Raw genomic sequence first — 14499 nt, forward strand, 5'->3', positions numbered from 1 at the left:
GAAGACGCGCGCGAAGGCGTGGCGCCGAGCGCCGCGGCGCAACGCTGCTGCGCAGGGAGCAGCTGGCCAGCACCGGAGTAGCCCGGGTCGCGAGGGGAGGCGGGGATGGCGAGCGGGCGAGCGGAGGGGCGGACCTGCGTCCGCGCGGTAGGCGCCGGAGGGCGGCTGGACCATACTCCGCTCCGAGAAGCAGGTGTGCATGGACTTCGATGTCGACTTCGCGATCGTGGGCTCCGGTTTCGGGGGCAGCGTCTCCGCGCTGCGCCTCACCGAGAAGGGCTACAAGGTCACGGTGCTCGAGTGCGGCAAGCGCTGGAGCAAGGAGGATTTTCCCCGGACCAACTGGAACGTGCGGAAGTTCCTCTGGGCGCCCAGGGTGCTGTGTTACGGCATCCAGCGGCTGACCCTGCTCCGGGACACGCTCATCCTGTCGGGAGCGGGCGTGGGCGGCGGGTCGCTGGTCTACGCCAACACCCTCCTCGTGCCTCCGCCCGAGGCCTTTACCAACCCGGGCTGGCCCGCCGGCACGGACTGGCGCGACGAGCTGATGCCCTTCTACGAGACGGCGAAGCGCATGCTCGGCGTGACCGCGAACCCGAAGCTCTGGCCGGCGGACCGGCAGCTCCGGCAGATCGCCGACGAGATGGGCCGCGGGGACACGTTTCACGTCACGAGCGTGGCCGTGCTCTTCGCGAAGGAAGGTGAGCAGGAGGGGCAGCGCGTGCCCGACCCGTTCTTCGGCGGCGAGGGGCCGGAGCGCGCCACGTGCGTCCACTGCGGCGGCTGCATGGTGGGCTGCCGCTTCGGCGCCAAGAACACGCTCGATCTCAACTACCTGTATCTGGCCGAGAAGAAGGGCTGCACCATCCAGCCCGAGACCATGGTCACCGCCATCGACGCGCTCCCGGGCGGCGGCTACGAGCTCACCCTCGAGCGCTCCACCGCGCTGCTCCACAAGCGGCGCCGCAAGCTCCGGGCGCGCGGGGTGGTGCTCAGCGCCGGCGTGCTGGGCACCGTGAAGCTCCTGCTCAAGGCGAGGGCCGAGGGACGGTTACCGCATCTCTCCCGGCAGCTCGGCAATTACGTGCGCACCAACAGCGAGGTCATCCTCGGGGTGACCGCCAGAGACGACCGGGTCGACTACTCCCGCGGCATCGCGATCACGAGCGGCATCTACCCGGACGCGCGCACGCACATCGAGCCGGTGCGCTACCCGGCCGGCTCCGACGTGATGGGCGCGCTCGGCACGGTGCTCACCGACGACAGGCCGGGATTGCCGCGATGGCTGCGCTGGCTCGGCCGCCGGCTGCTCCACCCCATCGATCTGATCTTCGGCCTCCTGCCGTTCAAGTTCGCGAGGCGCTCCACGATCCTCCTCGTGATGCAGACGGTGGACAACTACATGCAGCTCGTCTGGAAGCGCGGCGGCATGACCACCCACCGCCCGCCGGGGCAGCCCAAGCCGCCGGCGTACATCCCCATCGCCAACGAGGTAGGCAAGCGGCTCGGCGCGCTGATGAACGGCACTCCGCGCAACGCCATCAACGAGGCCGTGCTCAACGTTCCGACCACCGCGCACATCCTCGGCGGCTGCGCCGTCGCCGACAGCCCGGAGCGCGGGGTGATCGACCAGCGCAATCAGGTGTTCGGCCACGAGAACCTGTATGTGGTCGACGGCTCGATGGTGCCCTCGAACCTGGGCGTGAACCCGTCCCTCACGATCACCGCCATGGCCGAGCGGGCGATGAGCAAGATGCCCCTCAGGAGCGACAACGCCGCCTTCACCGGGGCATCCCGGATGCTCGAGGCGGCGGCGCCCTCGGAGCGCGTCCACCTCTGAGCTGAACTCGCGTCTCCTGGCGGCGGAGCTGCGGCGCCGGAGCTCGCTCGGTCCCTTGAGAGGCGCTCGTCGGCGCGTGCGGCCGCCGCCCCATCTCCGGCGGGGCACCCCGCGGCGAGGGCGTCGCGCCGGGCGCCGCGGCGCAACGCTGCTGCGCAGGGCGCAGCTGGCCAGCACCGGAGTATGCTCGCGAGCCGCATCGGGCGGCGTGGCTGGACGCCTTCGGGAGGCGGGTATGGCGAGCGGGGGCGTGAGGGCGGAACGGAGGACATGGCGGCTCGCCGGCGCGGCGATCCTCGCGGGGAGCGGGGTTGCCGCCGCGGCCTGCGGCGCGTCGCGGAGCGCGGCGCGGTCGCGCCCGCGGCGAGCGCGAGCGCGACCCCTGCGGCGGTCGCGAGCGGCCCGCCGCCGCAGCCACGGCCGGTCGCCCCCCGGCGAGACTTCGGCCCCGGCGACCGGCCGCCGAACTGGCAGTGCAGCCCCGAGCTCCTGGCGCAGCTCGAGGCGCCGGTGCCGCCGCCGCGGGTCGACAGGCCGGCGGGCGCCGGGGTGGCGCCGTCCACCCGCGGCTGCGCCGAGCACGCGCCGCGCCTGCGCGAGGTCGCGCTCCGCGCCGCGGACCATCGGATCGAGGCGGCGCGCCGCGAGTACCTGCTGTTCCAGTGCACGCCTCCGCGCCTGGTCTTCGTCTCCGAAAAAGGGTCGGTCGTGCGCCAGTCCGGGACCAACGTGCAGGTGCCGGGGGTGGACGAGCCCGATTTCGTGAAGCTCGACGGCCCGCGCCTCTACACGCTCAGCGGGACGAAGCTGCGCATCTTCGACGTCGCCGCGCCCGCGAGGGCGCGCGGGGTCGGCGAGGTCACGCTCGACGGCCCCGCGCGCAAGCTGTTCGCCGCCGGCGATCGCCTCGTCGTGTACTCGTCCATGGACCCGCCCGCGGGGCGCGCCGCCACGCCCGAGTGCACGTACGGCTACGACTGCGTGCCCACCGGCGACGGCGCCGCGACGCGGATCAGCGTGCTGGACGTCTCCCGGCCAGGCGCCCCGAAGACGCTGCGCGCGATCGACGTCTCGGGCTCCTTCATCGCGGCCCGGCGCATCGGCGACGCGGTGCACACCGTCGTCCACGACGACCGGATCGGGCCGCCCGGGCTGCGCTTCGCGCCGGAGAGGCCGCTCGCCGGGCCCGAGGACGCAGAGCGGGAGTTCGCGCGGCTCCGAGAGGAGAACCGGCGCGCCATCCTCGCCGCAGACCCCTCCGTGTTCCTGCCGACCGCGCGGGAGGCGGGGCAGCCTGGCGCCGGCTCGTGCCGGATCCATGTCGCGCCGGGGGCTGACGCCGCGGGCTTCACCTCGATCATCAGCCTCGATCTCGGCGCGTCCGGCGGGTTCCACCGGGAGATGGTGCAGACCCAGCCGGGCTTCGCGTACGCCTCGAAGGGCGCGCTTTACCTGGCCGTCCCGCAGCTCGCGAGGCGCGATCTCTACCCCGACTGGGCGCACAGCGGCGACACGCTGATCCACGCCTTCGATCTCGCCGGAGGCGCCTCGACCTATGCGGCGAGCGGGGTGGTGCGCGGCCGCCTGCTGAACCAGTTCTCCATGGATGAGCACGAGGGCCACCTGCGCGTCGCCACCACGGTCGGCCGCGCCCCGGACCCGGCGGCCCGCAGCCTCGTGAGCGTGCTGCGCCGCCAGCGAGCCGAGCTCGCCACGGTCGGCGTGCTCGATCGCCTCGCGCCGAGCGAGGACATCCGCTCCGTGCGCTTCGACGGCCCGCGGGGGTTCGTTGTCACGTTCAAGAAGACCGATCCCCTGTTCGCGCTCGACCTGTCGCAGCCGACCGCGCCGCGGGTCCTCGCCGAGCTCAAGATCCCCGGGTTCTCCACCTACATGCACCTGATGGACCCGGAGCACCTGCTCACGATCGGGTACGACGCCGAGGATCAGGGCAAATTCGCCTATTTCCAGGGCGTGCTCCTCCAGATCTTCGACGTACAGAAACCGAGCGAGCCGCGGCTCCTCCATCGCGCGGTGATCGGCACGCGCGGATCGAGCTCCGAGGCGCTCACCAATCACCTCGCCTTCACCTACTTCGCGCCCAAGGAGCTCTTGAGTCTGCCGATGACGATCTGCGAGGGAGGGCAGGGGCCCCAGCACGGCACCTCGCAGTTCTCGGGTCTCCTGCTCTACCGGGCGAGCGCGCAGCGCGGCTTCCAGCCGCTCGGCCGCGTGGCGCAGGGGCAGGCGCTCTGTGGCGCCTGGTGGTCGAGCGCGTCCTCCGCGGTGAAACGCAGCTTCGTGACCGGCGATCACGTGCTCTCCGTGAGCGACCAGGAGGTGAAGGTGCGGCGGATTCAGGCCCCGTCGAAGGAGCTCGTCACGCTCACGATGCAGTAACGGCGCTGCACTCCGGCGAGGGGCCGTGCCGCCGCGACGTGCCTAGCTCCGCCCGCCCCTTGCGAGCATCGCCGCGATCTCCGCCCCGTCCCCCGCCACCGTGACATACGCCGCCTCGGCTCCGAGCACGTCCCCCTGCTGCGCGAGCCCCTGCACGGCGCTCTCCGCGTTGCGCAGCTGCACGCCCACCGCGCCTCCCCCGAGCCGCACCGGCATCCCGCGCTTCAGCTCGATCACGTAAGCGCGACGCCGGGCCGGCCATGGGCTCGACATGTCGACGGCCAGGAAGTCGCCGCAGGAGGCGCGCTGGTTGGAGCGGAAGAGCCAGAGCTCGGTCCGGCGGTCCATGAGTTCGCGCGCGAATCCATCCTCATCGGCCTTGAACGCGAACGCGTGAAAGGCGAAAGCGGCGTCGGCCTGGCACGGACGGACGGCCTTCTGCACGAGCTCGCAGAAGAGGTCTCGCCGCGCGACCGCGCGGCGCGTGAGCTTGATCGAGAGCGGAAGACGAGGCGCCATGATGCACGGGCTCGAGGCCCCGCTCGGCTCGTCCGAGCGGGCCCGAGGGGTGGAGTCGAAGGTCGAACGCACGCCGCTCCGCCCGCGCGACGGGAGTGCGGAACAGAGGGCAACGGCGCCGGAGCGCGAGCAACGCGGGCGGCGGGAAGAACCCGCCCGGCGAAAGGGACCGCGCTGCTACCGGAAGACCTTCATGGCGCCACCTCGGCCGCGCCGAGGATACACGATCGCGCAGGCCGCGCCAGGGGGGCAGACCGGCGCTCGCTCCCCCGACCCGTTCGGCGGAGGCGGGAGACGGGAGGTGGATGCCGCCTATCACCTCGCATGCATCGCGGGGAGATCCCCCTTGGCCAGGCTCAGCGACGGCCGGAACACGGAGAGCGCGATCACCGCCAGGAACAGCAGCACGTTCACCGCCCCGCACCCGGATTCGGTCAGGTAGGCCGGCGGGGCCGTGAAGTGGAAGCACGCCCGCCAGGGCACCGAGCTCGCCGTCGCCCGGCGGCGCGCGGTCTTCACGCCGGTGCTGGCGATCCGCCGCTGATCGCCGGCGCCGGCTGGACCGAGAGGTCGAGCATTTGCGCGCACGCGAGCACGAGCCGCTCGCACGGCTGCGACGCCGCGACGATGGCGCGCATCTGCTGGAAATACGCGCGGTGCAGCTCGCGCAGGCGCTCGAGGTCGGGCGCGGAGACAGTGAACAGGTTGTACGAGCTCGGCCCCGGCGCGCCGAGCTCGAGCCGCTCCACCGCGCGCTGGCTCCACCACACCTTCACCTGGTGCGCCGCCTTCGGATCGCGCCGCGTGTCCACCGTGCGCGACGGTGCGATCGCGTACTTGCGGCCGACCAGGTGAATCTGTCCGGTGCGCTCGAGGAGCGCGAGGCACTCGCGCTCCTCCTTGGGCGTGATGCCGATCCGCTCGGCGATCCACCCGTCGCGGTGCCGCGGCAGCTCCTCGTACGCGCGCAGCTCGAGCGCGAGGAGCACCGCTTGCGACCACGGGACCTCGTAGGCCGCGCGCCGGCGCGTCTCGAGCTGCTTCCACGCCGCGCGCGCGCTCGGCAGGGCCCGGGGGTCGACGAGCGTCGCCAGGAAGTCGAGGAGGCGCAGCGAGCACACGTCGACGAGGCGGAGGAAGTCCGGGAGGCGCGGCTCGGCGTCGCCCTGCAGCCAGCGCGCGACCGCGAAGCGGCTCCGCCCCGCGCTCCGCGCGATCTCCACGATGGTGCGCCCGGCCCGCAGCTCGCCGAGGAGCTGCACCACGCCCTCCGGGGTTCCGAGCGAAGCCCGCGCGAGCCACGGCGGCGCGGCGCCGAAGAAGCGGGCGATCGCGGCGGCGGTGTCGACCCCCGCCCGCTCCGCCGCTGCGAACGCCTTCGCCGCCGTCGGAAAGCTGCGCCCCGACTCCCACGTGTACGCGATGTTCGTGCGGTACCCGAGCCGGCGGCTGAACGCGCGCTGCGAGCGTTTTCCCCGCACGGCGCGCAGGAGCTCGCTCGCGAGGACGTCGAGATCGAGGTTGTTCATGTCTTGGAGGTTTGCACACTGGAGGGCCGCCCGACCACACGATATGTGCGAAACGGCCCTTGCGACAGACGGGGTCGAGGCACAGCATCGTGATCGCAGCTGGTCTCGAACCGCATGAGGCGCCGCGTGACGCGCGCGCCCGGGAGGTCGCCGTGTCGTCTTCACTTCGTCGCTCGTCTTCGCTTCGTCACTCGTCCGTTCGCGCCGGTGGGCGCGGTCTCCTCGTCGTCGCCGCGCTCCTCGCGGCGGCGTGCACCGCCCCCCAGGGCGGCAGCCAGACCGGTCACGACGGCCTCGGGACCGGCGACGGCGCCTGCGAGGAGACATCCATCGTCGTCGGCTCGCTCGAGGAGGCCACCGCGCTCGGCTTCACCGCCGGCGAGGTGCTGGCCCAGGCCGAGGGGACGTTCGAGAGCCCTATCGTGTGGGCGCCACCCGGCGACATGGTGAACGCCGGCCCCGAGCAGGGCGAAGGCGAGATCACGATCGACGTCGCCCACGGCGGCGGCGCGATCCGGTTCGTCGAGTCGCGGTTCGTCGAGTCGCGGCCCCGGGGGTCGAACGACGAAGACGAAACGGAGGGCGGCCCCGCGATCGCCGGCGACCTGTGCAAGAGCCGCATCGAGATCGACGTGGAGCTGACGATCGCGACGAGCGGCGGCGCGCTCGCGGAGACGGTGCCCGCCATCCTCTCGTCGTCGGATCCGCGCCACGTCGCCCTCGAGGCCGAGCTCGATCCCGACGCGCTCTCCGGGTCGCTGGTCTTCACGCCGCAGAGGGAGGGCTGGGCGCTGGCCGATCTCACCATCCGCGGCGGCATGGCGGCCGGCGCCTCGTGGGGATCGATCGGCGCGCGGCTGGAGTACTCGGACGGTGAGGTGACAGGCGCGGGGTTCCGCTCGTTCGCGTCGTGGCCGACCGCCGAGACGTGCGCCCGAGGCGGCCTGCCGCTGCCCCTCGACACCGCGCTGCTCGCGTTCTCCGCCGCCGACGTGCTGGCGGAGAACGCCGAGGTCGCGGCGACGTTCACCTGGGACCCCGGGACGACGACGCGGATCGCGCTGTCGCTCGAGGCGGCGGACGACGTCGCGTGCGTGTCGCTCGGAGGGGAGTTCGACGAGGCGGGCGTGCGCATCCCGGCGCGCCTCCACCTCGTGACCGAGGACGGCCGCGTGGATCTCGAGACCGACGTCGACGTGTACGCGCTCGCCGACGCCGAGGGGCGCCTCGTCGACGCCTCGTTCCAGAGCGTGCACCTGCGCGGCGTCGCGCCCGACGACTTCGAGGCGACGTACGGGATCACCGGCTTCGACGTGAGCGGCTACGACGAGGCGTCGTCCGCCGTGCGCGGCACGTTCACCGGCGGCAGCAGCACCGGCGCGCTGAAGGTGCTCGGCCTCACCGTGCCCGAGTGCGTGAGCGATCCCGCCTCGAACCCCGGCGGCGGGTGCGAGGGCATCGACATCACCGAGCTCGGCGGCGGCACCTGGGCGCCCTGAGCCGTTGACGTGAGCTGCGCGCGCCGCGCGGTGGAGGAGCAGGTACGGGGTCCGAGCGGGATTTCTGACGCACGGAGCTAAGGGGCCAGGCGCGGCCGGTACACGTCCGCGCCTCGCGCGGCGCGCCCTCACGGCAGCTCCGCCAAAGGCCCCTTCTTGTACGCGGTGTCGTTCCCGAAGTGCGCGTCCTCGTAGCCGAACGCGCGCAGGATCGACGTGTAGACGTTGTGCATCGACACGTCCGTCTCGTACGCGGACTGCCCAGGATCCTCGCCCGCGCGCTTGTTGTAATTGACGTGCCGTCCGCCCTGCCACCTGCCGCCGGCCTTGCCGGCGAGCAGGACCGGGATGTCGCGGGGCGAGTGCGCGCCGCCGCACCCGAACTCGCTCGTGAACAGCACGACGCTGTTGTCGAGCATCGTGCCGTCGCCCTCGGGGGTGCTCTTCAGCCCGTCGAGCAGGCGCGCGAAGATCTCCATGCGCCAGCCGCGGTTCGCGAGGATGGTCGCGCGCCAGTCCTCGAGCTTGTCGGGCTCCGCGCCGTTCGGGCCGACGTCGAGGCCGGCGTGGCCGAGGCTGTGGCCCAGGTCGGTGTTGTAGGGCTGAGGCAGCCAGCTCGTCAGGACGTCGGCGATCTGGAACGTGGCGACGTTCGTGAGCCCGCAGCGGAGCGCGTGCAGGAGGATGTCGACAAGGAGCGGCGCGGCCTCCTTGATCCCTCCTCCCGTGTAGGACCCGTATCCCTGGTACACGGGCGCGCCGCCGACGTCCGGCTTCGTGCACGCCGCCAGGTTGGCGACGCCTTCGAGCTTCTTCTCCAGGCTGCGGATGTGCTCCGCGTGCGCGTCGAGCAGGTGCCTGTCGCTCGCGCTCACGCGCCCCTTCAAGGCCGCGAGGTGCTCGCTCACCCCGTCGAGCACGCTCTTGCGCTGAGCGCGGATCCGGAGCTGCTCGGGCGTCGGACCCGAACCGGTCTCCGTGACGTCCTTGAAGAGCCGGTCGAAGGCGCTCGTCGGGTCCTTCTCGGTGGACAACGGCTCGCCCGACGCGCGGTACAGCGGCTCTCCGTAGTTGTGCCCGTCGACCATGAGATCGATGGACGAGAAGGGCGTCGGGCGCTCGGCGGCGAGCCGCTCCGCGAGCACCTGATCGATCGACGGGCCGCGCGCCCTGGCGTCGTCGCCGCCCGAGGTCGTGTCGGCGCACGTGAGCACGGTCGCGTTCGAGCAGCCGTGGTGCCCGCCGTAGTCTCCCTGGACGTACCCGGCGGCGTCGTCGACGCCGCGGAGCAAGGTGAGATCGCCCTTGTGGCCCTCGAGCGCGGCCATCTCCTCGCCGAGGACCTCGAGCGCCTGCCCCTCGCCGCCCGGGCGCCAGAGGTCGAGCATGCTCCAGGCGCCCGGCTTCCACGGATCGCCCAGCTCCCCCGAGTTGTGGCGGGACGTGATCGTGCCGCCGTGGCTGAAGAACACGATGAACCGCCTGGCCCTGCCGTCCGCGGCCCAGACGGCGCCGTGGGTCGCCTCGAGGAACGGCAGCGCGATGCACAGGCCGGTCGCGGTTCGGAGGAAATTCCTTCGGCTGAATGCGGCGCGGTTCATGGGCTCACCCCTCGGGCTTTCGCAGGTGCAAGAAGGCATTGCTCGTCGTGAGGTCGAGGATCAGGTCGCGCAGGCTGCCGCCGCTCTCGGGCGCGGGCGTGGCCGCCTCGACCGACGCGAGATCCTGGTCGACGGGGACGCGCCGGAGCGCCGTCTGGAAGAAGTGCCTCGTGAGGCAAGCGCGCGCCGCGGCGCTCGCCGCGAGCGCCGCGGACATCTCGACCCCGCCGTCGACCTCCACGCTCTCCTCGTCCGGACCGAGCGCCGGGAGGACGCCGCGCGCGTCGATGTCGAGCGCGTACGTGTTCTCCTCGTCCCCGCCCGTCTCCTGCGCCTGCCAGCGCCCGAGCGCGTCGTAACGCTCGAACGCGAACCCGATCGGGTTGATGGCCTTGTGGCAGCTCGCGCAGGTCTCGCTCGACGTCTTGGCCTCGACGTCCTCTCGGATCGTCCTGTGCACCAGCGCGCCGTCCTCCTCGACGGCGCCGCCCTTGACCGGCACGTCGCTCGCGTTGGGCGGCGGGGGGCCGAGGGGGCGGCAGAGCACCTCCTTCAGGATGTACGCGCCGCGGCGGATCGGCGATTTGACCTCGACGCTGCCGAACACGCTCAGGAAGGCCGCCCGCGTGAAGATCCCCGCGCGCTGATCGGCCGGGAGCGAGACCCACGCGAACGCGCCGTCGCCCGCGGGGCCCTCCACCCCGTAGAGCGCGGCGAGGGGCCCGTTGACGTACGCGTCCGTGGTCGTGAGCAGCGTCTCGAAGCGGCCGTCCCCCTCGAAGAGCACGCGCTCGGCGAGCGCCTCGATCTCGGCGCGCATGGCGGCGCGCAGCGCGGGGGAGTCCTCGGGGTAGAGCTCGGGGCTCTTCGGCGCGTTCTCGAGCGAAGCGTGCTTGTTGGTGCCGTCGAGCTCTAGCCAATCGGCGAAGAAGCGCTTCGCCGTGGCGCGGGCGCGGTCGTGCGCGAGCAGCCGCTCCGCCTGCGCGCGCACGCCCTCCGCCGAGTCGAGCGCGCCCGACTCGGCGGCGTCGAGCAGCGCGTCGTCCGGCGTCGTGTTCCAGAGGAAATACGACAGCCGCGACGCCCGCTCCCACCCCGTGAGCGGGCGGACGCCGGAGGCGAGGGCGTCGCCCCCGTCCCCGTCGCGGCCGAGCTCGACGAAATAATAGAGGTTGGGCGACTGGATCATGGTCTTGAGCACGACGAGGAGGGCGTCCTCGAACGACTGCTCCTCCCGCGCCCGGGCGAACTGACCCTTGAGCATCGCGACCTCGGCCTCGTCGAGCGTGTGCCGGAAGGCGCGGCGCCCGAACGTCCGTACGAAGCCGTCCACGCACGCCTCGTCGTCGGCGCCGCGCGTGTCGCACGGGAACACCTGGGTCCCCCACGACGCGCGCCGCGCGACGATCGCCTCCGCCGCGGCGTTGAGCTTGTCCACGGCGAGGAGGGACGCGACCTCGCCCGCGTCCGGGTCGAGGTCGAGCTCGAGCCCCGGATCGCCGAACAGGTCGCGCATCGAGCTCGTGAACTGCTCCGGCGTCATCCGGCGCATGCCCGCGCTGGCGACGTCGACGAGCCCGCTGTCGCCCGGCGCCCCGTCGCGCCCGTCGCGGTCGCCGCCGACGTCGCCGACGCAGCCCGAGAGCGCGCCCGACGCCGCGAGGGCGCCCGCGCCGAGGAGCGCCGCCCCGCGCCGCCGGCGCGCGGCCGAGCGTCGGAGTTCTTCGAGGGGGATCACGCCGTCCGGCTTCGTTCGCTTCATGGCTTCGGTCCTCGCGCGGTCAGAGCAAGAGAAAGCTAGGGACGGGATCGCAGCGCCGCGCCCTCACGGCGCGGCGCCCAATCACGGCGCGGTGCCTACTCATGGCGCGGTGATCGAGACGTCGTCGAAATACGCCGCGCCCCCTTGCCGGAGGACCTCGACCCCGGACGTGCCGGCGGCGTAGGTCGTGTCCGTGGTGGTCAGCTCCAGCACCCCGTCGATATAGAACTCGAGCGTGGTTCCGACCGTCACCGCCTTGAAGGTGTGCCACGTCCCCGGGGCCAGGGTGAGCGGCTTCGACACGGACGACACGACCACATCGAGATCGCGCACGGCGATCTCGAGCTCGCCCGTGCTCTTGTACATGAAGGTATACCGGTCGAGCTCATAGATGTTGTACCTCGAGTTGAGCCCCACGCTCCCCGGGCCCGACCAGCTCGGGATCTTGATCCTGGCCTCCACGACCGAGTCTTGCCAGTTGGTCGCCTCGGGGAAGAGCTTGGCGTTCGAGTCGGTGGTCGAGTACGACAGCACCTTGTTCGTCCCGTCCGTCGTGATGAGGAAGCCCGCGTAGGACTGGTCCCAGCCGTCGAGATCGCCGTCCTCGAAATCGTCGGCGAACGCGCTCGGCGGCGCCGGCTCGAACACGACGTCGCGGAAATAGTTGCTGTTCTTGTACACCATCCAGGGCCTCTCGCCGGCCGAGGTGCCGTAGACGCCGCTGCCGACTTCGGTGACGAGATCGCCGTTCACGATCGGGGCGTTGAACCCTCCATTCGTAGCAGCGTACCAGTGATCTCCGCTGGTCGACACCGAGATCGTATAGGTCCTGTTGGCCGCGACCCGCACCGGTGCAGGCAGCGTGAACTCCTTCCATCCAGCGGTCCCACCGGGGATGTTCCACGTGTGGGAGGCGAGGGGCGCGTCCGCGCCGAGGCCCCAGATCCGCACCGCGTGGGCGCCGCTCTCGGCGGCGTTCGTGTAGATCCGTACCTTGGTGATGTTGCCGTCGCGGAGCGTGTGGAAACGGGTGCCCAGCTCGTAAAAACCGTCGTTGGCGAAGACGGCAGGCGTCTGGGTCGTGAAGATCGACCCAGGCGCGGAGGCGAGCGCGACGCCCCCAAGGGCGAGCGCGGTGAGCACGACGGGCGCGGAAAACAGCGGACTCGGGCGCATGGTCCTCCTAACGGATTCTCTCAGGAATTGTCGAGCCGTGCTGTGCGGCGCGCCCGTCGACCCGCCGAAGGCAGGGTTCGAGCGAGCGCCGAGCCAGGGCTCGTCTCCGTGGTTGGATAACTAACCAGCTCATCGGTGCGAGCCAACTCATAGGCCGCATGCGATGCATGCACACCGTGCATGGCGCACGTCATCGCCTCGAAACCAGTGAACAAGAGGCCGATGATGCGAGCCGCCGAGAGGTCAGGGGCGCCGAGAGCGCTCAGGAATATTCCTCTCTCGGTGTCCTCTCGCTCTGGGTGATTCGACAGCTCGTCGCCAGCACACTGCCATCCTCGGTGGTCGGCGCGCGCCGTGACGAGGCCGCGGAAGCCGCGTAGCGCCCAGGCTGGATTACATCCTGCTACCGGAAGCGCAGGATCTGCCACCACAGCAGTGTCTGGTCGCATGACAACCGGCAATGTTGTGTCATCTTGCCTCGCCACGGCGAGAATGCCTCACCGTGTCTCTGAAAAATTACAGTGGAGCTTTTGTAGCCCATGACGAGGAGGACGCTTCTGTGAAAATTCGAGCTTGCGCGATCGGGTTGCTCCTCACGGCCGGGTGTACCGGCGAGCTCGGTGGAGCGACGGCGGACGGACCGGTGACCCTCCCTCCGCCGGTCAACATCCCGCCGGTCAGCATCGACTGCACGCACGTCGGGAGCGGCCGGGACTTCCAGGTCGGTCCCGGCAAGGCGTTCGAGGCGCTCGGCGACGTGCCGTTCGAGACGCTCGCGGCCGGCGACACGGTGCGCGTCTTCTGGCGCGCCGAGGGGTACCACGAGAAGATCATGCTCGGCGGCCAGGGCACGGCGGAGCAGCCGATCCGGCTCTGCGGCGTCCCTGGGCCGAACGGCGAGCTGCCGGTGATCGACGGCGAGGGCGCCACCACCCGGCCCGAGCTCGATTTCCCCTTCGACGGCCACCAGGTGCGGGGGCTCATCATCGTCGGGCACAAGCATGACGACCCGTACGATCTCGATCCAAGCCACATCGTCATCGAGGGGCTCGAGATCAAGAACGCTTCGCCCCCCCACCGCTTCACCGACAAGTCGGGGTCGGCGGCGTCCTACGCGAACAACGCGGCCGGCATCTTCGTGGAGCGCGGCGACCACGTGACCATCCGCGCCTGCGAGGTGCACGAGAACGCCAACGGGCTCTTCGTCGGCACCGCCGGCGGCGACATCCTCACCGAGAACGTGCTCATCGAGTCGAACTACATCCACGACAACGGCAGTCTGAGCGACTACAACGAGCACAACGTCTACAACGAGGCGTCGAACGTCATCTACCAGTTCAACCGCTTCGGCCCCACGCGCGGCGGGAACGGCAACAACATCAAGGAGCGCTCGGCCGGCGTCGTGATCCGGTACAACTGGATCGAGGACGGCGCTCACCTGATCGACCTCGTCGACGCGCAGGAGGCGACCGACTCGGTCGCGCTGCCGTCGTTCCACGAGACCTTCATCTACGGCAACGTGCTCCTGCGCACCGGCTACGGCGCGTCGATGATCCACTACGGCGGGGACAGCGGGGAGAAGGAGTACTACCGGAAGGGCACGCTCCACTTCTTCTCCAACACCGTCTTCGTCAAGAACGACACCTACCGGGATTACCAGCGCTCCGCGGTGTTCGAGGCCTCGACCAACGACGAGCGGATCCACGCGCGCAACAACGTGTTCGCCAGCACCCAGGAGCCGACGGACATCCGCGCGGTCACCTTCCTCGGGGATCGCGACGACGTGGCGGCCGGGGTGCTCGTCCTCGCCGGCAACTGGGTGAGGAAGGGGTGGACGGCGTTCGACCCCGTGCCGGGCCCGAAGGTGATCGGGAGGGTGGACGGCCTGGAGAGCTCGATCTTCGGCGTCGACCCGGCGTTCGCCTCGGCGGCGAGCCACGACTTCATCCCGGCCTCGGGCGCGCCGCTCATCGAGGCCGGCGCGGCGCTCGAAGGCCTCCCGGCGGTCGACTACCAGTACGAGCCGCACCAGCAGGCCAAGCGGCGCAGCGACGGCGCGAAGCTCACCATCGGCGCGTTCGCGCAATAAGCTGGAGGGCGGGCGGGCGCGCCGGCGTCGATGCGCGGCGCGCCGCGCCCAGCCACGCTCGCGAGGCGGGCGCCGCGGCGCATC

The 14499-nt window shown here is 71.4% G+C and carries 10 protein-coding genes; 4 read left to right on the forward strand and 6 right to left on the reverse strand.

Annotation, left to right across the window (positions count from 1 at the left end; genetic code table 11):
• Nucleotides 1–199 precede the first annotated feature (199 nt).
• Together WME98_RS29730 and WME98_RS29735 are read left to right on the forward strand one after the other, a co-directional pair.
• Nucleotides 200–1840, forward strand: coding sequence for a GMC oxidoreductase (locus WME98_RS29730; protein ID WP_437945107.1), 1641 nt, complete (start codon nucleotides 200–202; stop codon nucleotides 1838–1840).
• Nucleotides 1841–2110: 270 nt separating this feature from the next.
• Nucleotides 2111–4240 (forward strand): beta-propeller domain-containing protein, encoded by a 2130-nt coding sequence (locus WME98_RS29735; protein ID WP_437945108.1) that lies wholly within the window; start codon nucleotides 2111–2113, stop codon nucleotides 4238–4240.
• 42 nt (nucleotides 4241–4282) lie between these two features.
• Here the strand turns inward: WME98_RS29735 and WME98_RS29740 are convergent, their stop codons facing one another.
• The 3 genes from WME98_RS29740 to WME98_RS29750 form a co-directional block, all read right to left on the reverse strand.
• Nucleotides 4283–4759 (reverse strand): hypothetical protein, encoded by a 477-nt coding sequence (locus WME98_RS29740; RefSeq protein ID WP_437945109.1) that lies wholly within the window; start codon nucleotides 4757–4759, stop codon nucleotides 4283–4285.
• Between the two features lie 315 nt (nucleotides 4760–5074).
• Nucleotides 5075–5278 (reverse strand): hypothetical protein, encoded by a 204-nt coding sequence (locus WME98_RS29745; RefSeq protein ID WP_437945110.1) that lies wholly within the window; start codon nucleotides 5276–5278, stop codon nucleotides 5075–5077.
• Nucleotides 5275–6288: a DUF4423 domain-containing protein gene (locus WME98_RS29750; RefSeq protein ID WP_437945111.1), complete on the reverse strand. Its 1014-nt coding sequence runs from the start codon at nucleotides 6286–6288 to the stop codon at nucleotides 5275–5277. The genes WME98_RS29745 and WME98_RS29750 overlap by 4 nt, the downstream gene beginning before the upstream one ends.
• A 152-nt stretch (nucleotides 6289–6440) precedes the next feature.
• Here WME98_RS29750 and WME98_RS29755 point away from each other — a divergent pair, with 152 nt between their 5' ends.
• A complete protein-coding gene (locus WME98_RS29755; protein ID WP_437945112.1) occupies nucleotides 6441–7787 on the forward strand; it encodes a hypothetical protein in 1347 nt (448 codons plus the stop codon).
• A gap of 128 nt (nucleotides 7788–7915) precedes the next feature.
• Here WME98_RS29755 and WME98_RS29760 read toward each other — a convergent pair whose 3' ends face one another.
• The 3 genes from WME98_RS29760 to WME98_RS29770 all read right to left on the reverse strand — a co-directional run bounded on the left by WME98_RS29760 (nucleotide 7916) and on the right by WME98_RS29770 (nucleotide 12326).
• On the reverse strand, nucleotides 7916–9388 hold the full coding sequence (locus WME98_RS29760; protein WP_437945113.1) for a DUF1552 domain-containing protein: 1473 nt from the start codon (nucleotides 9386–9388) through the stop codon (nucleotides 7916–7918).
• Nucleotides 9389–9392: 4 nt separating this feature from the next.
• Nucleotides 9393–11150, reverse strand: a complete 1758-nt coding sequence (locus tag WME98_RS29765; RefSeq protein WP_437945114.1) for a DUF1592 domain-containing protein — start codon at nucleotides 11148–11150, stop codon at nucleotides 9393–9395.
• A 99-nt stretch (nucleotides 11151–11249) separates the two neighbouring features.
• Nucleotides 11250–12326 carry a DUF4082 domain-containing protein gene (locus tag WME98_RS29770; RefSeq protein ID WP_437945115.1) on the reverse strand — a complete coding sequence of 359 codons (1077 nt, stop codon included), beginning with the start codon at nucleotides 12324–12326 and terminating at the stop codon, nucleotides 11250–11252.
• A 559-nt stretch (nucleotides 12327–12885) separates the two neighbouring features.
• Between WME98_RS29770 and WME98_RS29775 the strand changes: the two genes are divergently transcribed.
• Nucleotides 12886–14415: a right-handed parallel beta-helix repeat-containing protein gene (locus tag WME98_RS29775; protein ID WP_437945116.1), complete on the forward strand. Its 1530-nt coding sequence runs from the start codon at nucleotides 12886–12888 to the stop codon at nucleotides 14413–14415.
• Nucleotides 14416–14499 lie beyond the last annotated feature (84 nt).

It is taken from the genome of Sorangium sp. So ce296, assembly GCF_051529605.1.
GTDB lineage: Bacteria > Myxococcota_A > Polyangia > Polyangiales > Polyangiaceae > Sorangium > Sorangium cellulosum_D.